Raw genomic sequence first — 22,592 nt, 5'->3', positions numbered from 1 at the left:
CCTTAATAGCTGCCGTGAGGGTTGTTTTCAATTTCATCAACCGTCACTCTGCGCCACATTTTTACATAACACCACGTGGTGTAGGCTAAAATGAGTGGCACAAATATAACCACAGCAATAAACATAACATTGAGTGTTCTGTGGCTTGATACCGCATCCCAAATGGTTAAGCTAATATCAGGGTTGTTGCTTGAGGGCATGATAAATGGGAATAACGAAACGCCCGCGGTCATAATCACTCCAATTAACATCACACTGGTTGCCAGTAAGCCTAAAGCGGGTTTATTTACTTTAGAAAACAGCAGTGCACACAGTGCCATTGCAAATGCCAAAATAGGGAAGGTCATTGTCCATGGACGTTCGCTGTAGTTATTCAGCCATGCGCCTTGGGCGGTTGTGACTACTTTTGCCAGTGGATCTGCATGGCCTTGAGTATCACCCATAGAAACAATTTGATAGCCCGTTAGGTTGGCAACCCACACACCAGCCGCCGCAAATAACACTATAAAGGCAAGTAATGAGTAGCGACCGTATTGTCCTGAGCGCTCAGCAACCTGATCTGCAGTGCGCAGTTGTAGCCACATTCCCGCGTGTGCAATTAACATGGTAATACTAACTAAACCGGCAATGAGCGCAAATGGATTAAGCAAGGCGAAAAACGACCCTTGGTAACTGACTCTTAATAAATTATCGATATTAAACGGTACACCCAAAAACAAGTTACCAAACGCGACACCAAATACCAGCGCAGGTATGGCACTACCGGCAAACAAGCCCCAGTCCCAGTTATTACGCCAGCGTTTAGAGTCAACTTTAGAGCGATAATCAAAGCCAAGAGGTCTAAAAAATAATGCAAATAACACCAGCATCATGGCAAAGTAAAAACCAGAAAACGCTGCCGCATAAACCATAGGCCACGCTGCAAACAAGGCACCGCCAGCAGTAATAAACCATACTTGGTTACCATCCCAGTGGGCACCAATGGTATTAATAACGGTACGACGTTCACTGTCTGTTTTGCCCACAAAGCGCAGTAACATAGCAACGCCCATGTCCATACCATCGGTAATGGCAAAACCAATTAACAGCACACCAATAATTAACCACCAGAGCATTTTTAATGTTTCATAATCAAAAATCATGATAGTTCTCCTTTAGCAGCCGTGCTGTGATCAGGTAATTCAAAATGGTACTTACCGGTATGAAGGGAGCTTGGGCCTTGCTTAATAAATTTAATCATTAACCATGCTTCAACAATCGCCAATCCAGTATAGAAAACAATAAAACCGGTCAAGCTAATTAAAATATCATTTACCGTCAGCGATGACGTTGCTAAAAAGGTCGGTAATACTTCAGAAATAGCCCATGGCTGGCGGCCATATTCAGCCACAATCCAACCAAATTCAATAGCAATCCAAGGCAGAGGAATGCTCAATACCGCCGCCCACAACAACCAACGTTTTTGTTCAATAATACGATGGGCGTTGTAATAAAAAGAGAGAATAAACACGCCAAGCATAATTACGCCACAGCCAACCATAATCCTAAATGACCAAAACATAGGGCCCACTTTAGGGAAGGAGTCTTTAACGGCTTGTTGTATTTGTGCCTCGCTGGCATCTACCACATTAGGAGTGTAACGTTTAAGTAATAAGCCATAGCCTAAATCATCTTTGACGTTATCAAACTTTTCGATATTTGCAGGGGTATCGTCACCTGCGCGAAGTTTTTCTAGGTATTCATAAGCAATCATGCCATTGCGAATACGCTTTTCGTGTTTTTTCTCAAGATCTGAAATACCAATCACTTGCTCATCAAGTGAGCGAGTTGCAATAATCCCTAATGCGTAGGGAATTTTTACTGCAGCATGAGTGACTTGCTCTTCTGAGTCAGGGAAACCTATTGCAGTAAAGGCTGCTGGAGCTTCTTCTGTATGCCATTCAGCTTCTATGGTCGCGAGTTTTACTTTTTGTACTTCACCGACTTCGTAGCCAGATTCATCACCGAGTAAAATAACACACAAAATAGAGGCTAAACCAAAGCCTGATGCCACCGAGAACGACCGTTTAGCAAATGCCAAATCACGTCCTTTTAATATGTACCAGCTACTAATTCCAAGTACAAACATAGAGGCGGCCACATAACCTGCAGACACGGTATGAATAAACTTAACTTGTGCTACAGGGTTAAATACCAGCTCTGCAAAACTGGTCATTTCCATGCGCATGGTTTGATAGTTAAACTCAGCCCCTACTGGATTTTGCATCCACGCATTAGCGACTAAAATCCACAGCGCAGACATATTTGTGCCCAGCGCCATTAAAAATGTGACCCCTAAATGCTGGCGTTTAGAGAGCCTATCCCAACCTAAAAAGAACATTCCCACAAAGGTTGATTCTAAAAAGAATGCCATTAAGCCTTCAATGGCCAGTGGCGCACCAAATACATCACCCACATAGTGCGAGTAATACGACCAGTTAGTACCAAACTCAAATTCCATGGTGAGGCCCGTCGCCACGCCAATAGCAAAGTTAATACCAAATAACTTGCCCCAAAACTTAGTCATATCACGATAAATTTCGCGACCGGTCATAACATAAACCGATTCCATGATAACTAAAATCCAGGTCATACCGATTGTTAACGGCACAAATAAAAAATGAAATAGAGCGGTGACAGCAAACTGTAATCGCGATAGATCCACAAAGGTTTCATCTATCATTTTTGGCTCCTTTGGTTGTGATGCAGTGACAGCACAAAGCAATTGTTAATATTTTAATAAACTTTCAGTAATTTCTGAAAGTTTGCATCATTATTAGCGTTTGTACAATTTTTGTCAATATGTATATTAGAAAACTTTAATATACTATGACATTACATCAGTCTATAAAATACGCAATCATCAATTAAGAGTAAGTTAGAAAAAAGTGGTGTGTTTTAAGCGTTTAACCTAGCCTTAAAACACGGTAAACTAATCGGTATGAACGCCGGGTTTACTTGTGAAAAAATAGCAAATGAAAAAAGATAAAAAACAACTACGAATTGGTATTGTGGCAGGTGAACTGTCGGGCGATATTTTAGGTGAAGGGCTCATAAAAGCGCTTAAAATACACTTTCCTGATGCCACTTTTGAAGGTATTGCAGGCCCTAAAATGCAAGCTCAAGGCTGCAAAACGCTGTTTGATATGGATGAGTTGTCGGTTATGGGCTTGGTTGAAGTCCTAGGCCGTTTACCGCGCTTGCTAAAAATCCGCAAACAACTCGTGCAGCACTTTGTTAATAACCCTCCTGATGTATTTATTGGTATTGATGCGCCGGACTTTAATTTACGTGTAGAAAAACCGTTAAAAGATGCAGGCATCAAAACCGTGCAATACGTAAGCCCTTCAGTGTGGGCGTGGCGTGAAAAACGTATTCACACTATAAGTGCAGCAACTAACTTAGTATTGGCTTTATTGCCTTTTGAAAAAGAATTTTACGACAAACACCAAGTACCGTGTACTTTTGTAGGCCATACATTAGCTGACGACATTGCACTTAAGCACGACGATAGCCAAGCCCGCAGCCAACTAGGCTTAAGTGCTGATGATAAGGTGTTAGCGTTATTGCCCGGGAGCCGGGGCTCAGAAGTGGGCTTGTTAAGCGAAACTTACATAAAAACAGCGACGCAGTTACAAGCGCAGAACCCTGCATTAAAAGTCGTGGTGCCACTGGTGAACGAAAAGCGCAAAGCGCAGTTTATTGCTATTTTAAATGCCACAGCGCCCTCACTTAATGTTAACTTACTGGATGGGCAATCAAATTTAGCCATGCAAGCCGCCGATGCTATATTGCTTGCATCAGGTACAGCAACGCTTGAGGGCATGTTATATAAAAAGCCAATGGTGGTTGGTTATAAAATTAAACCCATGAGTTACTGGATTTTTAAAACCTTATTTACCTTTAATATTAAATATTTTTCGCTACCCAATTTATTGGCAGATGAAGAGTTAGTACCAGAGTTTTTACAAAGTGAGTGTAATGTCGCTAACTTAACAGCAGCACTTACCCCTATGCTCAATAGCGATAATAAAGAATTAAAAGCACGCTTTTTAGCCATACATGAAAAAATTAGATTAGATGCAAGTAAACAAGCTGCAAATGCAGTGGCGGAGTTAATAGATGCAAATTGAACGACCCAATGTAACCTTAATAGCCGGTGTGGATGAAGTTGGTCGTGGACCGCTGGTGGGTGATGTGGTTACAGCCGCTGTTATTTTAAATCCCGCTAAACCGATTGCTGGCCTTGCCGACTCTAAAAAATTAACCGATAAAAAGCGCCAATTATTAGCCATCGAAATAAAAGAAAAAGCACTGTGTTACGCCATTGGCCGTTGTAGCCCCAGTGAAATAGATGAGTTAAATATATTACAAGCCACTATGCTTGCTATGAGCCGCGCGGTGGAAGCACTTAACACAGTGCCTGAATTTGTGTTTGTAGATGGAAACCGCCTTCCTAAATTAGCCATGCCCGCACAAGCGGTGGTAAAAGGCGATAGCCTAGTTGCTGAAATATCAGCCGCGTCTATTTTAGCAAAAGTTGCCCGGGATGATGAAATGATTGAACTTGATGCACGCTACCCACAATATGGGTTTGCAGGGCATAAGGGGTATCCAACTAAGGCACATTTTGCAGCGCTTGAACAATACGGTGCGATAGATGAGCATCGCAAGAGCTTTAAACCTGTGCAGCGTGTGCTTGCGCTTTCGGGTAAGGAGTAATTATGGCGGCTCCTGAATTTGTTCATCTAAGAGTTCACTCAGACTTTTCAATGGTTGATGGTTTGGCAAAAACCAAACCAATCGTCGCTAAAGCACAAGAGCTTGAAATGCCAGCGTTGGCAATTACCGATCAAATGAACTTTTGTGGTCTGGTGCGTTTTTATGGCGCAGCGCATAATGCGGGTATTAAGCCGATTGTTGGTGCGGATTTTTGGGTACGTAGCCCAGAATTCCCCGACGAACCAAGCCGATTAACATTATTAGCCAAAGATAACATTGGCTATAAAAATATTACTTTATTGATCTCTAAAGCCTATCAACGTGGCCATGTTTTTCATCGCCCTGTCATTGACCGTGAGTGGTTAGTTGATTTAAAAGAGGGGCTTATCATACTCTCGGGCGCCAAAGATGGCGATTTAGGAAAAGCCTTAATAAAAGGTAACCCCGCTATTGTTGAGTCGGTGGTCAGTTTTTATAAACAGCATTTTAGCGATCATTATTATATAGAGCTTATTCGTACCAACCGTGCTCAAGAAGAAAATTATTTGCACATGGCGGTGGAGCTTGCAACAAATGAGCAATTGCCAGTAGTGGCCACCAATGAAGTGGTATTTTTAAAACCTGAAAACTTTGAAGCCCATGAAATTCGTGTGGCTATTTTTGATGGTTACACTCTAGATGATAAACGCCGACCAAAGCGTTTTTCACAAGAGCAATACCTAAAAACGCCAGAACAAATGGCAGAGCTATTTAGTGATATTCCAGAAGCGCTACAAAATACCGTAGAAATTGCAAAGCGCTGTAATGTAACCGTGCAATTAGGTGAGTATTTCCTACCAGATTACCCGACGGGCTCACTAAAAATTGATGAGTTTTTGGTTAAAGTGTCACAAGACGGCCTTGAAGAACGATTACAGTTTTTATTTCCTGACGAGCAAGAACGTCAAGAAAAACGTGGCGAATACGATGAACGTTTAAAAATAGAACTTGATGTAATTAACCAAATGGGATTCCCTGGTTACTTCTTGATCGTAATGGAGTTTATTCAGTGGAGTAAAGATAACAATATTCCAGTAGGCCCAGGGCGTGGTTCAGGTGCGGGTTCATTAGTGGCTTATGCCCTTAAAATTACCGACCTTGATCCGCTCGAATTTGACCTACTCTTCGAGCGATTCTTAAACCCTGAACGTGTTTCTATGCCCGACTTTGACGTCGACTTTTGCATGGATAGGCGTGATGAAGTAATTGATCATGTATCGGCCTTGTATGGCCGTGACGCGGTATCGCAAATTATTACCTTTGGTACTATGGCAGCAAAAGCGGTAATACGCGATGTAGGCCGGGTACTTGGTCATCCGTATGGGTTTGTCGATCGTATTTCTAAGCTTATTCCGGGCGACCCTGGGATGACACTGGCTAAAGCATTTGACGTAGAACCCCGTTTGCAAGAAGCCTACGACGGCGATGAAGAAGTTAAAGACTTAATCGACATGTGTCGTATTCTTGAGGGCTGTACGCGTAATGCCGGTAAACATGCCGGGGGGGTTGTAATATCGCCGACCACCATTACCGATTTTGCGGCGCTCTATTGCGATGACGAAGGCAAGTTTCCTGTTACCCAGTTTGATAAAAACGATGTAGAAACCGCCGGTTTAGTTAAGTTTGACTTTTTAGGCTTACGTACGCTCACCATATTACAGTGGGCGCTGGATATGACCAATGAGCGCTTAAAGCGTGAAGGCAAACAGCCGGTCGATATCAACACCATTCCATTGGATGATAAAAAAAGTATAGAGTTACTGCTGCGCGCTGAAACCACCGCGGTATTCCAGCTAGAATCACGCGGCATGAAAGACCTAGTCCGCCGATTAAAGCCCGATTGCTTTGAAGATATGATAGCCCTAGTGGCCTTGTTCCGCCCAGGTCCACTGCAATCAGGCATGGTAGATAACTTCATCGACCGAAAGCTCGGCAGAGAAGAAATCTCATACCCCGATGCGCAATACCAACACGAAAGTTTAAAGCCGATTCTTGAGCCGACATACGGCATTATTTTGTATCAAGAACAAGTTATGCAAATAGCGCAGGTGCTGGCCGGTTATACACTGGGTGGCGCCGATATGTTACGTCGTGCTATGGGTAAGAAAAAGCCTGAAGAAATGGCAAAGCAGCGTTCAACCTTTGAAGAAGGCGCACGTAACAACGGTATTGACGGCGAACTGGCAATAAAAATATTTGACTTGGTTGAAAAGTTTGCGGGTTACGGTTTTAACAAATCTCACTCAGCAGCTTATGCATTAGTATCGTATCAAACGCTGTGGATGAAAACGCATTATCCGGCCGAGTTTATGGCGGCGGTAATGTCGGCTGATATGGATAACACCGACAAAATAGTAACGCTGGTGGATGAGTGTGAAAACATGAAACTCACTTTGTTACCGCCCGATGTAAACGCGGGTGAATACAAGTTTACTGTTAACCTTCAAGGTGAAATTGTTTACGGCATAGGGGCAATTAAAGGCGTAGGTGAAGCGCCGGTTGATGCCATATTAGAGGCGCGAGCAAAAGGCGGCCCATTTAAAGACCTATTTGATTTTTGTGCGCGTGTTGATTTAAAACGCTTAAATAAACGCGTTACCGAGAAATTAATTTATGCAGGCGCATTAGACCAACTAGGGCCTGAAAAAACTCAGCCAGGGCGAGCAACACTATTAGCCAGCTTAAAAGATGCGATGCGCGCAGCCGATCAGCACAACAAAGCTGAATTATTAGGGCAAAGTGATTTATTTGGTTTATTGGCTACAGAGCCTGATGAAGTAGAGCAAGCGTTTATAAAAGCAACACCGCTTACGGATAATCAGTGGCTTGATGGCGAAAAAGACACCCTAGGCCTTTATTTAACCGGACATCCTATAAACCAGTATCGACGAGAGCTTGGGCATTATACCAGTGGGCGACTCATCGACTTACAACCAACTAATCGTGATGTAGTCTCAACCGGAGCAGGTTTAGTGATTGCAGCGAGAACCTTAATTAATAAAAAAGGAAATCGTTGGGGGCTGATAACTTTAGATGACAAAAGCGCCCGAATTGATGTACGCTTGTTTCCAGAACAGTTTGAAATGTACCAAGATATGTTGCAAATCAACAATATTTTGGTGATATCCGGACAGGTCAGCTTTGATAACTTCTCTGGTGGTATTACAATGACCGCCAGAGAAATAAACACCATTGCTCAGGCGCGTGAAAAGCGTATAAAAGCGATTAAGATGACGCTGAATATGGTGCAGATCGAGGCTGGTTTCTTCGATAAATTACAAAAAGTACTCGAACCATACAAAATGGGAACGTGTCCGATCAAGGTATATTATCAACGCCCCGATGCGTTGGTGCAATTAACCCTAGGGATCGAATGGTGTGTTACGCCAAGTGACGACTTAATTCATAAGTTATCGCTGATGGCAGCGCAAAATGTAGAACTAGAATTTAACTAATTAGGTAGTTTAGAGCATGAGCCTCAATTATCTTGATTTTGAGCTTCCAATTGCAGAATTAGAAGCAAAAATTGAAGAATTACAAAATGTAAGCCGCGCTGGCGAATTAGACCTTGGATTAGAAGAGGAAGTCAGTAAACTTAAAGAAAAGAGCGCACAAATGAAGGAGAAAATTTTCTCTGAACTAGGCGCTTGGCAAGTATCACAGTTAGCACGTCATCCGTTGCGTCCTTATACTCGAGATTATATCGAGCGTATTTTTACGGAATTTGACGAATTTGCGGGTGATCGCACGTTTGCTAACGACCCTGCCATTTTAGGCGGCGTAGCCCGTTTAGATGGTGAGCCAGTAATGGTGATCGGTCAGCAAAAAGGCCGTGGTACTGCTGAAAAAATCAAACGTAATTTTGGCATGCCAAAACCTGAAGGTTACCGTAAAGCATTGCGCTTAATGGAAATGGCAGAGCGTTTTAAAATGCCAATCATGACCTTTATCGACACCCCAGGTGCATACCCTGGTGTTGGCGCTGAAGAGCGTGGTCAGTCTGAAGCAATTGCACGTAACCTAAAAGTAATGGCCGCACTTAAAGTACCAACAATTTGTACTGTTATTGGTGAAGGTGGTTCAGGTGGTGCATTAGCCATTGGTGTGGGCGACAGAGTAAACATGTTGCAATACAGCACTTACTCGGTTATTTCACCAGAGGGTTGTGCCTCTATTTTATGGAAAAGTGCTGACAAAGCACCATTGGCTGCAGAGGCAATGGGTGTAACAGCAGAGCGTGTTAAAGAGCTAGATTTAATTAATAATTTAGTTGAAGAGCCTCTAGGCGGCGCGCACCGTAATTATGATGCGATGGCACGTAACTTAAAAGTACGCCTTAAGCGCGATTTAGCAGACCTACAAGCGTTATCGCTTGAAGAGATGCTTGACCAACGTTACAAGCGTTTAATGTCGTTTGGTTATTGTTAAAAATAGCTAAATATAGAAAAAAGCCGCCTATGCGGCTTTTTTTGTTTTAAAATACCGTAACGTAGAGCCTTTATTGTTCGGGTTATTAGCAATTTACTCATTGGGTATATTAATGCACAAAACACCTATTTATCTGCAGGTAAAAAAAGCCCTTAATCACTACTTAGAAAATGGGCAATTCACATTTACAGTAGCCTTATCTGGTGGGGTAGACTCGGTGGTGCTGTTGCAGGTAATGCATGCGTTAAAACAGCAGTGCCCGCAATTAGATTTAAGTGCAATTTATGTCAATCATGGCTTAAGTGATAACGCCCATCACTGGCGGCAATTTTGCCATGCACGCTGTGAGCAGCTTTCAATTGATTTTAAGGCGGCAAACGTCATTATTGAGCCGAAATCGCGCACCAGTATTGAAGCGCAGGCTCGCGAAGCGCGTTATCAAGCGCTTGATGAACACAGCCCAAGTGATAGTGTCATTTTGTTAGGCCAGCATTTAAACGACCAAGTAGAGACATTTCTACTTCGTTTAAAGCGCGGCTCAGGCTTAAAAGGGCTCGGCGCTATGCAGCAAACTCGCGTGCTTGAAAGTGGCCGTGAGTGCTACAGGCCATTACTTGGGGTAAAACGCAGCGACATAGAAGCGTTTGCTCAGCAATTTAATATTAGCCATATTACTGATGAGTCAAACTCCAATGAACGCTTTGATCGTAATTTTTTGCGTCAACAAATCGTGCCTAAGTTGGCTGAGCGTTTTACTGGGTTTGAGCAGTGTACAGCCCGTAGTATAGAATTATTACAACAGCAACAAGCACTGCTTGATGAATATACCCAGCAAGATCTCGCACAGTGTATTAACCAACATCAGGCGCTTAATATACAAAATATGGCTCATTACAGCGCTATTCGCATTGCGAATCTTCTGCGCGCATGGCTGGCTTTATTTACTCATACCATGCCTTCGCAAAAACAGTTAATGCAAATAATGAGTCAGGCTATTCATGCCAAAGCTGATGCGCAAATGGTTATTGAGCTAAGCGATGGACAAATACGCCGTCATCAAGGTTATCTGTATTTTGTGCAACCGACGCCTTTAGCCGTTAATATTGAACGCGTAACAAATCACGAATTAGTGCTGAATGACGGACAAATACTACAATGCCTGCAGGGAGTGGGTATACGCGCCCCTAAACTTGATGAACAAGTCAGTGTTCGTTTTAACTCTAATAGTGCGCGTATTAAACCACTCAAAAAACCAGGCAGTAATAGCCTTAAACATTGGTTTAAAGATGCAAAAGTAGCCCCTTGGCTGCGTGCTCATATTCCATTAATTTTTTACAATGATGAGCTAGTTCAAGTGGTTGGTTATTTTGTTAGTGATAACCATAAAGATGAGAATGGAGTTATTTGGGAGTATAAATCATGAGTCAACAACCTCATGTTGGGCTGTCGCTTATAAATAAGGCACCTACTGGCATATTAATTACGCTATTGATTGCGGTTTTAGCGAATGTATTTTTAACCCTTAATATAATTACATTAGGCTACGCTGTGTTGGGCGGTATGGTATGTGCCGCCATTTTACTTGCCTATTGGTTAGGTAAAGGGGGCGTATTTTTCATTTTAGGGGTGAGTATGCCCTTACTGTTAGTGCTTTTTACACCGCTTGCGACAATTGCCGCATTGCTTAATTTACTCAGTGGCTTCTTTTTTGGCTTTTGCGCCATGTTGCTCATTTATAAGCACGTGATATTAAAAAAGTAGCGTAAAAAAGCCCAGCGGGGGAGGCTAGGCTTTTTAAAAATAATGTTTTTATTACTTAATAGGCTTTTGCGCAGTTTCGCCCAGATGCTTTTGCTTTATATAAGCCTTTATCTGCGCGAGAAAATATCTCGTTCTGGCAATCGTCGCTATTAGTCAGCGTAAAACCAATACTGGCTGTGACGTTGTATTTAGACATAATCGGTGAGTTTCTGACTAAACGCATAATACGTTCAGCCACCACTTTATTGGTGGTAAAAGCCGGGTCTTCGATTAATATTGAAAACTCATCGCCACCAAAGCGAAATACCGAATCAGTCCCCCTAATACTACTAGATAAAACCGCAGCAAACTCGATTAAAACGTCATCGCCAATTTTGTGACCATAGTTGTCATTTACTTGCTTAAAATTATCTAAATCAAGCAGCATTAAACTAAACGAATGACCGTTACGTCGATGATTTTCAAGCTTTTGTAGCAACATGTCATTAAATTGACTACGGTTGTTTAATCCGGTTAATGAATCTTTTGTGGCTAACCTTAATACACGGTTATACATAAGCGCATTACGCAATGGATAAATTAGTACACTATGAAAGTGTTGTAGCTTTTTCTCAATAGCCGCACTAAGCGGATACTTTGTATAATAAGTTAATGTGCCTAAGTACTCATTTTCAACTTTTAAATCAAACGAGTACGCTGGATTTTCAACATCACTATTGGGTGTTTTTACATCAATACTTGTTGCTTTAAAATGCACACCAGAAAAATTAAGCAGTTGTTTTGCAAAATTTGCAAACGTTCCTAAAATATCTTCTAAAACTAAGCTCGTTTGCAGTTTAGCTGCTAGCTCATGCAGTGCTGTCGGTGTATTGCTATTATATTGCTCTGCTGAAAACGGCAAAAATTCGCCGCGACCAGAGATACGTTGTGTCAAAATATGAACGTTTTCCACTATTTCTTCCCCCTATAGTATTACTTTTTATAACTAAGCAGGTTATATGCCATATTTACATTCTGGCTGAAACTTATACGGTTGCTATAGTTAAGTTACATTCCATTGATTGCTTATAAGGATTGCATTGCAAAATATTAATGCTCAGGTTTTTGGACTTTTAGTTGCTGCGGTTCTATTTGTATGGCTATTTAAGCGAATAGGGCTTCCCCCTGTATTAGCTTATTTAGCGGTAGGTTTACTAGCTGGTGGCCATGGCGTTGGTTGGATGGCACAAAGCCATGAAATGGACTTTATTGCTGAGCTGGGTATTGTGTTTTTGTTATTTAGTTTAGGGCTGGAGTTTTCTGTATCGCGCTTAATGGCAATGCGAAATATCGTATTTGGCTTAGGCTCATTGCAAGTCATAGTCAGCAGTATCTTGCTTATTTTAATCCTTTATTTATTAAATTTTAGTTTATTAACTAGTTTTACCATCGGCATTATTATTATGCTCTCCTCTACGGCGGTGGTTGCTAAATTATTAAAAGAGAGTGGTGATTTAAATAAACGCCGAGGGCAATTGGCAATCGGTGTTTTACTATTTCAAGACATTGCGGTTGTGCCGTTACTCATTATTTTGCCATTATTTGCCAGCAGTGATCCCAATAGTATTGGTTGGGCATTACTGTTTGCGCTGACTAAAGGCGCGTTTGTGTGTGTATTGCTATGGGCTATTGGCAAGTGGGTTTTGCCCAAGGTGTTTAAAGAAGTGGCACTAGCACGAAGCGATGAGCTGTTTGTATTAACCACGTTATTGGTGTCTTTGTTTGCAGGGTTACTCACATACTCTTTTGGTTTATCGATGGCATTAGGGGCTTTTTTAGCAGGCATGATGCTAGGGGAGAGCCACTATCGTCATCAATTAGAGGCCGATATTCGCCCGTTTCGCGATATTCTCATGGGGTTATTTTTTGTAACCGTGGGGATGCAGTTAGACATTGGTTTTGTTGTTGATCATGCGGGTATTATTATTGTTGCCTTGATGGGCATCTTAATCTTAAAAATTGCCGTAGTGATGTTATCTTCTTTATTTATGGGAGAGCGAAAACAAGATGCGTTAGCGTGCGCTATAATGTTGTGGCAAATGGGTGAGTTTGGCTTTGTGTTAATTGCACTCGCTGCACAGCATAACTTGCTGAGCGTTGAGCAAGTATCATTTTTAATTGCCATGGGCGTAATTTCTATGGCGCTTACGCCCTATTTAATTGATAAAACCCCTTTTATTTTAAAACGACTAGGCATGTTAGAGCGCGCAAAGTTTGCCTTTGAAGACGAGCTTCAAAGTAGCACGCTTTATCATAACCATGTGGTGATATGCGGTTTTTCTCGCGTAGGACAAACTATTGCCCGCTTTTTATCCCCAGAGGCAATTGATTATGTGGCAATAGAGAGCGACCCCATTTTAGTACAGGAAGGAAAAGCGGCGGGCGAGCCTTTAATATTTGGTCATGTTGAGCAAAAAGATATTTTAAAGTGTGCGGGGGTAGAGCGAGCGCGACTAATCATTATTACTTTTACCGAATTTCAACAAACTCAAATAGTCATTAATGCCATTAAACAGGTTGCACCTAAGGTTAAAATACTCATAAGAACCCGTGATGATAGTCAGTTAGAGCGCTTAAAAGCGCTAGGGGTTACTGAGGTTGTGCCTGAGGCGCTTGAAGCAAGCTTAATGTTGGTGTCGCATGTGTTGTCAATGTCTGGTGTGCCAATGAGCCGTATTATTCGCCGTGTTAGTAGTGAGCGACGAAACCGTTATAAATTATTGCATAGCTTTTTTGCCGGCGAAAATATTGACAGCGATACCAACTTGCCAGAGCGTTTAGAGTATTTACACGCAATAGCCTTACCAGATAAAGCATTTGCGGTTAATAAAGCAATTAGCGAACTCAATTTAGCAAAAAGAAAAGTGCTAATTAAGGCGCTTCGCCGCGAGGGCGAAGAAATAGACACACCACAAGAACACACAATATTGTATGCTAATGATATTCTAGTGCTGCAAGGTAAACCACGGCGTGTAGAACGTGTTGAGCATTATTTACTTGATGGTATAGAGTAGCCCATCAAGCAAAAAAACTTACTCTAGCTCTAAGAACTTTCTGATTTCAGGGAGTTGTTTCATACCATCGTCGTATCCGATTTGAATTAAATGCTGGGTGTAGCGTTTTTCAAATAACAAATAGCTGGTCAAACTCGACTGAGAGCGCTTTTTTACCCCGATCATACGTAATAAAACTTTTATCGCCCAAGGCATATCATCGTAATACTGCGCGGCAATGGCATTGAAGTTTTGCGATGGATTAATAATAAAGCTATCTATTTGTTTCAATTCTTGATGCTTATGCTTATTGGGCAGTAAACCGAGTGTGCGGTTTATTCTGTCCAAGCGCTCTAAATCAGATTGCATGGTGTCGGTAAATACACTGTCGAGTAAATGCCCTGCCACGGCCGAAAGCCCCGGGAAATGTGCAGAGTACCCTGGAGGATGTGGCTCTTTGGGTTGATCAACCCCAATAATAAATATTTTATTTGCCCCTAAGTGAATAGAGGGGCTCAAAGGTGAAAGCTGATGTATTGAGCCATCGCCAAAGTAATGGTTATAAATATTCACACTTGGAAACACCATAGGAATGGCACTTGAGGCCATTAGGTGTTCAACATTGATACGAGTAGCGCGTCCTTCGCGCTTGGCTCGTTGCCAAGAATGCTGCGTATTTGACTGAAAAAAAGCAACAGAATCGCCAGTAGTATAACTGGATGCAGTGATAGACAGCGCCTCTAAATATTCACGGTGTAAATTACGCTCAATACGATGTAAATCCAGTATATCGTTTAACAGTTTTCTAAGTGGTCGGTTATTTAACAAGCTTGCTGGTGGATGGTTTATATGCTCTGACTGGAAACTGGTTAAAATATTACGGGTAATATGACCAAACACACTTAAAAAGTCGCTTTTATATACCATCGAAGTTGAAAAGTTTTTCCAAACTGTTTCTAGTTTTCTTACCGCTAAATGCATACATGAGGCGTAACATGCTAAGGCTGCAGAATTAATTGCACCGGCAGAGGTGCCATTTATCACTCTAAAGGGGAGCGGGGCGGTTCTGGGCATACTTTGCGCTAACGCTTTCAAAACACCCACTTGATAAGCCGCTCGGGCACCACCACCTGTTAGTAATAAGGCAATTTTAGGTTTACTAGGATCGACTTGCTTAATTTTCATGTTAGGTATTTAAACTGTTCGCTGTCTTTACTTTATTTATTTACTGTAAGTCTTTAAGCTAGAAGAATCAAAGGATATGTTAGAGTCTATTTATCTTTCGAGGTTGAATTTTTAGTAGTGTGTTTGTTTTTCAGGCAAGGCTGAGCCTATGTATTGTGGTTACTTCCCATAAATAGGCGATAACGTAGCTTAAAAATTAAACATCCTCTACCCAAGGGGGCTGAACAAATTTTAATCCGGAAAGGTCAACAGACCCTACTTATTAATGAATATTAGTGTAAGTTAGGAATTAAATCTGTTTAGAGTACTCTAAACGGTATCGCATTTTTATATTTATGGAGTTCGTATGTCAGATAAACCATCAGAATCAGATGTTCAAAAACGTCCACCGAATAACAACCTTATCTTCGCAGGGGTTATTTTATTAATCATTATTATTGCCGCCGCGTTTGTATTATTAAAACCAAGCGGAGCCCCAGAAACAGTTATGCAGGTTGAAGAACCCATAAAAGAGCAACCCGTTATGGAGCTAAAACCTGAAAACGACCCAGTGGTCGGTGCGCCATCGGTTAAGCCAGAAAAACCTGAAGAGTTGGCAGTGCCAACACAGCGCCCAGACGTTGAGCCAGAGTCTGAGGTTGTGCCTTTACCAACATTAAATGACAGTGATCCTGTCGTGGTTGCAAAATTAGATGAATACTTAGGCGATGCGGCAATGAGCCTAGTGTTAAACGATGATGTTATTCGTCGTGGTGTGGTGTTTATCGATAACTTAGCAAAAGGTAAGGTAGCTAAGAAACATACCCCAGTTGTAAAGTTAGAAGAAGGTTTTAGCGTAAACGAAGGCGATATTTTAACCATTGATCCTAATAGCTATGAACGCTACACCCCATATGTAAAAGTACTAACAAGTATGAGTGCCGCACAAGCTGTTCGTTTATATGAAGAATATAAACCGCTAATCAACAGTGCATACACTGAAATTGGCTATGGCGATGATGAGTTTACACAAACACTTGAAGATGCCATTGACTTGCTACTTGATACTCCAGAGCCAAAAGGCAGCTTACCTTTATTGCGTGACTCGGTTACTTATCAGTATGCGTTTTCTGAGTGGGAGCAATTACCCGCTGCACAAAAACAACTTTTACGCATGGGCCCAGAGAACATGAAAAAGGTAAAAGCAGCGCTACGTAATATAAAAGCGCAGTTAGAGAGTAATTAATAACCGCTTTAATAACTAAATACCCTGCGATTGTATATGAAGTGTGCAATCGCACTTTCTTTTTTGATTATCCCTTGAATAACAGAGTAAAAGTAGAGATAATCTCAATTGCGCCAACCAAGGCCCTCAATGGTAGTCTTATTGGTCCTCTCGCAACACTAGCAGGCGAACCTGGTCAGGCCCGGAAGGGAGCAGCCACAGTTTGTGACGTGTGTGCCGAGATGTGGCTGGTAAGACTGCCACCCAAATTCCTCATTTGGTGTTGTTTGAAGTATAAGTTGACATATTTGTACTAAAAGATGGCATAAATTGGAAGTATAAGGTGGCATAGTCTAGTATTTAACCAAATGGTTAGATGGTTGACTCACATGTACAGAAGAAAACTCAAACACTCCCGTGTTAAAAACCTCCATAAATTTGCTAGTCAAAAAAATAAATCTACCTGTTTAGTCGAATCGTCTTTAGAGTTTGATGCCTGTTTCCATTTTGAATTTTCACCATCAATAGCCGCATTTGAAGCACAGCCACTAGGTTACGAATATGAGTTTGATAACCGTATTTGCCGTTACACACCTGACTTTTTACTTACCCACACAGACGGCACGCAAAAATTTATCGAAGTAAAACCGCAAAGCAAAATTGCTGACGAAGACTTTCGTGCACGTTTTATTGAAAAGCAAGCCATAGCTAAGCAAGGTGGGCGCGATTTAATACTGGTTACAGACAAACAAATCCGTGTATATCCAACACTCAATAACTTAAAGCTTTTGCATCGCTACTCTGGTTTTCAGTCTTTAACAGAATTGCAAGCATCGGTGTTAGAACTTGTTCAGCAATACGAGTCTATTAAAGTAGGCCAGTTAGTTAGCTATTTAAAAGTAACTGCCGGTGAGCTACTTGCTACGGTGCTACGCTTATTATCTTTAGGGCAGTTATTTGCCGATTTAACTACAAATGAAATATCAATAGAAACAGCAATTTGGTCTAATAATGTTTAATGACGGGTTGTTTGAAGATGAATTTAACCAGCCATTACCAAAAGTAGCAGCCAAACTACCTCAAAATTACGCCAAAGATTTACAAGCCCTTCCTGAAAAAATTAAAACAACAACATTTGCTAAGCTTAAATATATTCAATGGCTTGAGGCTAATATTCAAGGCGGTTGGACACAAAAAAGCCTTGAGCCTTTATTAAAAGTAATGCCCGAAGTTGAGGGAGAAAAAAAGCCCAGCTGGAGAACCGCCGCACGATGGTATAGCGCTTATACTAATGCGGATAAAAATATAATGGCGCTAATACCAAGACACCAAAAAAAGGGTAACAGGGAGCGCGATAAAGCAACCGATAAGTTTTTTGAAAAAGCGCTTGAACGTTACTTAGTAAAAGAAAAACCATCAGTGGCTTCGGCTTACAAGTATTACGCAGACTTAGTTATTATTGAAAACGACAGTGTTGTTGGTAGTGTTTTAAAGCCTTTAACATACAAAGCATTTAAAAACAGAATAGATAACTTACCGCAATACGAAGTAATGGTTGCTCGTTATGGTAAGCGCCTTGCTGATATTGCTTTTAATAAAGTGGAAGGGCATACACGGCCTACCCGAGTACTTGAAAAAGTTGAAATTGACCATACACCGCTAGACCTTATTTTATTAGATGATGAACTGCATATTCCACTTGGTCGGCCAACACTTACCATATTAATAGATGTGTATAGCCACTGTATTGTTGGCTACTATTTTAGCTTCAGTGCGCCTAGCTACGATGCAGTAAGGCGAGCAATGCTAAATTCGATGAAACCTAAAAGTGAAGTGGCAAAACTATACCCTGATACTGTAAATGAGTGGAAGTGTGCTGGTAAAATTGAAACACTCGTTGTTGATAATGGAGCCGAGTTTTGGAGTAACAGCCTTGAGCTAGCTTGTGAAGAAATAGGCATTAATACTCAGTATAACGCTGTCGCAAAGCCTTGGTTAAAACCAATTGTAGAACGTATGTTCGGCACAATAAATACAGAGTTATTAGACCCTATACCAGGTAAAACCTTTTCTAATATTTTACAAAAGCATGAATATAATCCCAAAAAAGATGCAATTATGCGTTTTACTACCTTTATGCAGTTATTTCATAAATGGGTAGTAGACGTTTACCATCAAGATGCCGACAGCCGTTTTAAGTACATACCGAGCCAACTATGGGAGCAAGGCTTTAGTACGTTACCACCAACAATGCTGAGTAATGATGATCTACAACGACTAGATATTGTGCTCAGTATTTCAATTCACCCTAAACTTCGAAAGGGAGGGGTATGGCTGGAAAACTTAAGGTATGACTGCACGGAGCTGTCTAATTACAGAAAGCAATTTAGTCACAACGTATCTCATAAGGTTTTAGTTAAGTTAAACCCCGAAGATATTTCTTATGTATACGTATACCTCGATAAGCTAGAGCATTACATAAAAGTACCATGCATAGACCCAAACGGTTACACCCAAAATTTAAGTTTGAATCAGCATAAAATAAACATACGCATCCACCGCGACTTTATTTCGGGCTCTATCGATAATGTAGGCTTAGCAAAAGCGCGTATGTTTATTCATAATAAAATTCAAAACGAGTTTGAAGCGTTAAAAAATGCGCCAAAACACTCAAAAGTAAAAGGCGGTAAAGCGCTAGCTAAGCATCAAAATGTCAGTAGTGATTCACAAAAATCAATAACTCAGTGCAAACCCATAGAACCCAAAAAGGTTACACCTAAAGAGCAACCAACAGATAGTTGGGATGATTTTATCTCAGACCTAGATGGATTTTAATTATGCTGACCGACAAACAAAAAGAAAAGCTTAATGAATTTCGCGATGTATTTATTGAATACCCAATAATAACCACTGTATTTAACGACTTTGACAGATTAAGACTTGGTAAAGGGCTAACAGGTGAAAAGCCTTGCATGGTGTTAAATGGCGATACAGGCACAGGTAAAACAGCACTAATAAAACAGTATAAAGAACGTCACTTACCGCAATTTATTAATGGAGTGATGAATCACCCTGTATTAGTAAGCCGCATACCTAGTAACCCGACATTAGAGTCTACTTTAGCTGAACTACTCAAAGATTTAGGGCAAGTAGGTAGCACAGAGCGTAGACTGCGAATAAACGGTACTAGGTTAACGACATCATTAATAAAATGCTTAAAAACGTGTGGTACAGAGCTTATAATTATTGATGAGTTTCAAGAGTTGATTGAACACAACCAAGGTAAAAAGCGCCGCGAGATTGCCAACCGATTAAAATATATTAACGACGAAGCGGGTGTATCAATTGTATTGGTAGGAATGCCGTGGGCAGAAAAAATAGCAGACGAGCCTCAATGGTCATCGCGTTTATTAGTGAGGCGGCAGCTGCCTTATTTTAAGTTATCAGAAAATCCAAAGCATTTTGTACAACTAATAATTGGCCTAGCCAACCGCATGCCATTTACCGAAAAGCCAAATTTAAGTGAGCAAGCAACAGTATTTGCTTTGTTCTCATTATCAAAAGGCTGTTTTAGAACATTAAAATACTTTTTAGATGATGCAGTACTTTACGCGTTAATGGATAACGCTAAAACCCTCACGACCAAGCATTTAGTTAAAGCATTTGAGGTACTGTTTCCAGATGTACTAAACTTATTTACTTTGCCTGTTGCAGAAATTACAGCAAGTGAAGTCGAGCGCTATTCACTATACAAACCTGAAAGCGCCCAAGATGAAGACCCGTTTATAGCGACTAAGTTTACTGACCGAATGCCTATTAGTCAGTTGTTGAGGAAGTGAAGTCTTATTAAAAATTATAGTAATTCCTATTAATTTGGAATTAATTAATATAATAAAATTTATGTGTAAGTTAGATTGGTTCTACAAAGCTTAAATTACATCTAAATTCTGAATTAGGTGCTTTCCAGACCTTAAGTACTACTAGATTAAATTGCAGAGACTAATCTAGAAACTTTTTCAATTACACTTTCAACTTCAATATGTTCGTTTTTATAAGTATTATCAACACTAACGTTGTTACTAATAGCAATTAGGTGTTCTATCAATTGTGCTTCCTGTTTAGATTCATCCCATTTGGCCAGAAGCTTTTTTTCTTCCAGTGAAATGAATAATAACTTTTTTGCGATAAGATATTTATAATAGAATATCTTGATATTTCTTGGCGTTCTTATATTTAACTTAACGATTGAGTTAATTAACTGCTCATGCTCAGAACTACTAATCTCAAAAACTTCGATATCTTTAGCTTGTATCTCATTTGTATTTGTTGTGTCGGTTAAACTATTTACTGGTAAGTGAACATTTATCTTAGCAGTATTTATAGGACTTTTAGTTGTTTCACTAGAGGTATTAGCTACTTTCGTATGATTATTATTACTGGCTTGAGTAGAATTAGTGCTTTTTAGTACGGGTAATATTTTTTCCAAAAACTCAGCGGACTCTTGCTCGCAAAGTTGATCTAATTTTAGTCCTATGATGAACATTTTTTGCAAATACTCAGAATAAATTTCGTCTCTTTGCCGCTTATCTATTAGTGAATATTTTATTTCAATTGCATTTTTTAAAATTCTTTCGTCAATTGCGGAGATAATTATTACCCTACTATATATTTCAGGGTTATCTAAGATTAAACGTAATCCATCTATAACATCTAAGACATTAGTTATGTCACATCTATCTATATCATCGACAAAAATAACAAGCTTAGATTGACTGTTTTTAGGTATCCAAGAAGAAAGCATTGCAACTAAAGATTCTTCTATATCTGCTTGAAGGCCCAAGTTGCTTCTATATGAAGTCTTAGAAAAATAAGAAGTACCAATCTTCTTTATAATTCCTGAGCTTGCATTAACAAACATGAAAGACTTAACAAGTAAAACAAATGCTCCAAAGGTCATCATGCTTGCAAGTAGCTGTACTAACGCGACTTTGTCGACAAAGAAAACCCAAATAAGAAGAAATATAACAGAGGTGATACCTAAATATAGCCTAGCTGTACCCTTCTTTATTATATTAGCTTTGATCCGATTGTGTAGGTTCTTAAGCTTCCCTTTGAAAGAATTGTCTTTTTCAAGCTCCTTTAAAATTTTATCATGTAAATGGGACCAACTAGATTCTGTATTTTGGTACTTCCAAGCGGAAAAATTGACGTTATACCAAGAGCTATTTTCTTTCATCAGCTTAGATATAGTTTGGTGTGCTAGAAATGTTTTTCCTCGACCCCAACGTCCAAATACTCCGATCATCATTCCACTGTCCTTAGTTAGTTTAGATGATATATCAGCAAGAACATCTGATATTGAATCTACCCCTAGTGCGGGCTCCACATTATTTTTAGCTTTAAATTCAAATTTTTCTGTTTGATTAATTATTTGAGATTTATTTTCAAAACTATCAGAGGAAACACTTTTATCATCAATGTTGAAGGTGCTCCAAATTGATTTTGCGTGGAGGATATACGTATCTTTTTTAACTGAGTTTGTTTCAAAAGGGCTATCGTCAATGTATAAAGAGTCTCCATCAATACTGAGCTCATCTAGGTATTTCGATTTTAAGTAGTTAAGTGCTTTTTGAACATTTGATCTTATACTTCCCTTATAATCATATAAAACATATTTACCTTTGATGGTTTGACTTATTATCTTGATATCGTCTTCTAGTTCAGAAATTCTGAAAAGTCGTGACTCATATTCTGCCAAATAACAATTGCCAACTAATTTTACACTTCCATCTTCTCTCATTCCAGGTAGTGACAGTTTGACAGCTAGCTCATCTAATTGCGGAGTTAAATGAGTGCTTACGTCCGAAGAAATACCAATAAATTGAGGTTGTGCAGATTCAAATAATTTTTGATTGGACAAGTTTGTGCTTAAAGGAGCTAAATGTTGGAGGTGGAAATTGTCCATGAGTTTGTTACCAGAAATTACGCATAGACCATTCTGTTCATTGTAAATAGCTTTCCGAACATCTGAAGTTGATAAGTTTTCCATCTTTTTATTTCCATTTAGTTGCACCTATTATCGATCTTAATAATACCAACTTAAAGTAAATCAACAAACTAATCATCATAGTTGAAAGATAAACAATGCAAAGCTCCCTGCTAGTAGGGATGCTATATTGAGT

The 22,592-nt window shown here is 40.2% G+C and carries 16 protein-coding genes and 1 other RNA gene; 12 read left to right on the top strand and 5 right to left on the bottom strand.

The features are described 5' to 3' along the window. Positions 1 to 2 precede the first annotated feature (2 nt). Both cydB and AAGD16_RS10365 read right to left on the bottom strand, forming a co-directional pair. The gene (gene cydB, locus AAGD16_RS10370) at positions 3 to 1,142 is read right to left on the bottom strand and encodes a cytochrome d ubiquinol oxidase subunit II (RefSeq protein WP_058155027.1); all 1,140 of its coding nucleotides are present in this window, start codon (positions 1,140 to 1,142) and stop codon (positions 3 to 5) included. Beyond that, on the bottom strand, positions 1,139 to 2,722 hold the full coding sequence (locus tag AAGD16_RS10365) for a cytochrome ubiquinol oxidase subunit I (RefSeq protein ID WP_013465416.1): 1,584 nt from the start codon (positions 2,720 to 2,722) through the stop codon (positions 1,139 to 1,141). The genes cydB and AAGD16_RS10365 overlap by 4 nt, the downstream gene beginning before the upstream one ends. A gap of 292 nt (positions 2,723 to 3,014) precedes the next feature. Between AAGD16_RS10365 and lpxB the strand changes: the two genes are divergently transcribed. The 6 genes from lpxB (at position 3,015) to AAGD16_RS10335 (ending at position 10,989) form a co-directional block, all read left to right on the top strand. Next, positions 3,015 to 4,172, top strand: coding sequence for a lipid-A-disaccharide synthase (gene lpxB, locus AAGD16_RS10360; RefSeq protein WP_013465415.1), 1,158 nt, complete (start codon positions 3,015 to 3,017; stop codon positions 4,170 to 4,172). Continuing rightward, complete coding sequence (rnhB, locus tag AAGD16_RS10355) at positions 4,162 to 4,761, top strand: ribonuclease HII (RefSeq protein ID WP_096038617.1); 600 nt, start codon at positions 4,162 to 4,164, stop codon at positions 4,759 to 4,761. The genes lpxB and rnhB overlap by 11 nt, the downstream gene beginning before the upstream one ends. A gap of 2 nt (positions 4,762 to 4,763) precedes the next feature. Beyond that, entirely contained in the window at positions 4,764 to 8,255 is a 3,492-nt protein-coding gene (dnaE, locus tag AAGD16_RS10350; RefSeq protein WP_013465414.1) for a DNA polymerase III subunit alpha, read from the top strand. A 16-nt stretch (positions 8,256 to 8,271) separates the two neighbouring features. Beyond that, on the top strand, positions 8,272 to 9,228 hold the full coding sequence (accA, locus tag AAGD16_RS10345; RefSeq protein WP_008467493.1) for an acetyl-CoA carboxylase carboxyl transferase subunit alpha: 957 nt from the start codon (positions 8,272 to 8,274) through the stop codon (positions 9,226 to 9,228). Between the two features lie 112 nt (positions 9,229 to 9,340). Next, positions 9,341 to 10,651 (top strand): tRNA lysidine(34) synthetase TilS, encoded by a 1,311-nt coding sequence (tilS, locus tag AAGD16_RS10340; RefSeq protein ID WP_377111573.1) that lies wholly within the window; start codon positions 9,341 to 9,343, stop codon positions 10,649 to 10,651. Next, entirely contained in the window at positions 10,648 to 10,989 is a 342-nt protein-coding gene (locus AAGD16_RS10335; RefSeq protein WP_008467489.1) for a hypothetical protein, read from the top strand. Before tilS ends, AAGD16_RS10335 begins: the two co-directional genes overlap by 4 nt. A 55-nt stretch (positions 10,990 to 11,044) precedes the next feature. Here AAGD16_RS10335 and AAGD16_RS10330 read toward each other — a convergent pair whose 3' ends face one another. Continuing rightward, the gene (locus AAGD16_RS10330) at positions 11,045 to 11,941 is read right to left on the bottom strand and encodes a GGDEF domain-containing protein (protein ID WP_008467488.1); all 897 of its coding nucleotides are present in this window, start codon (positions 11,939 to 11,941) and stop codon (positions 11,045 to 11,047) included. Positions 11,942 to 12,068: 127 nt separating this feature from the next. On the opposite strand from AAGD16_RS10330, the gene AAGD16_RS10325 reads away from it, so the two are divergent. Continuing rightward, positions 12,069 to 14,042, top strand: coding sequence for a monovalent cation:proton antiporter-2 (CPA2) family protein (locus AAGD16_RS10325; protein WP_013465412.1), 1,974 nt, complete (start codon positions 12,069 to 12,071; stop codon positions 14,040 to 14,042). 18 nt (positions 14,043 to 14,060) lie between these two features. On the opposite strand, the gene AAGD16_RS10320 is transcribed toward AAGD16_RS10325, so the two are convergent. Continuing rightward, positions 14,061 to 15,206, bottom strand: coding sequence for a patatin-like phospholipase family protein (locus AAGD16_RS10320; RefSeq protein WP_013465411.1), 1,146 nt, complete (start codon positions 15,204 to 15,206; stop codon positions 14,061 to 14,063). A 346-nt stretch (positions 15,207 to 15,552) separates the two neighbouring features. On the opposite strand from AAGD16_RS10320, the gene AAGD16_RS10315 reads away from it, so the two are divergent. The 5 genes from AAGD16_RS10315 to AAGD16_RS10295 all read left to right on the top strand — a co-directional run bounded on the left by AAGD16_RS10315 (position 15,553) and on the right by AAGD16_RS10295 (position 20,249). Continuing rightward, entirely contained in the window at positions 15,553 to 16,431 is an 879-nt protein-coding gene (locus AAGD16_RS10315) for a DUF3014 domain-containing protein (protein WP_013465410.1), read from the top strand. Positions 16,432 to 16,570: 139 nt separating this feature from the next. Further along, positions 16,571 to 16,667, top strand: an RNA gene (ffs, locus tag AAGD16_RS10310) — signal recognition particle sRNA small type. A gap of 132 nt (positions 16,668 to 16,799) precedes the next feature. Further along, a complete protein-coding gene (locus AAGD16_RS10305; RefSeq protein WP_008133907.1) occupies positions 16,800 to 17,429 on the top strand; it encodes a TnsA endonuclease N-terminal domain-containing protein in 630 nt (209 codons plus the stop codon). After that, positions 17,422 to 19,245, top strand: a complete 1,824-nt coding sequence (locus tag AAGD16_RS10300) for a Mu transposase C-terminal domain-containing protein (RefSeq protein WP_377111566.1) — start codon at positions 17,422 to 17,424, stop codon at positions 19,243 to 19,245. The genes AAGD16_RS10305 and AAGD16_RS10300 overlap by 8 nt, the downstream gene beginning before the upstream one ends. Before the next feature lie 2 nt (positions 19,246 to 19,247). Next, a complete protein-coding gene (locus AAGD16_RS10295) occupies positions 19,248 to 20,249 on the top strand; it encodes a TniB family NTP-binding protein (RefSeq protein WP_377111563.1) in 1,002 nt (333 codons plus the stop codon). Between the two features lie 146 nt (positions 20,250 to 20,395). Here the strand turns inward: AAGD16_RS10295 and AAGD16_RS10290 are convergent, their stop codons facing one another. Next, positions 20,396 to 22,459: a P-loop NTPase fold protein gene (locus AAGD16_RS10290; RefSeq protein ID WP_377111560.1), complete on the bottom strand. Its 2,064-nt coding sequence runs from the start codon at positions 22,457 to 22,459 to the stop codon at positions 20,396 to 20,398. Positions 22,460 to 22,592: the final 133 nt, after the last annotated feature.

This window comes from Pseudoalteromonas sp. M58 (assembly GCF_042604605.1).
GTDB lineage: Bacteria > Pseudomonadota > Gammaproteobacteria > Enterobacterales > Alteromonadaceae > Pseudoalteromonas > Pseudoalteromonas tetraodonis.
This window is presented reverse-complemented; position numbering and strand designations above follow the sequence as displayed.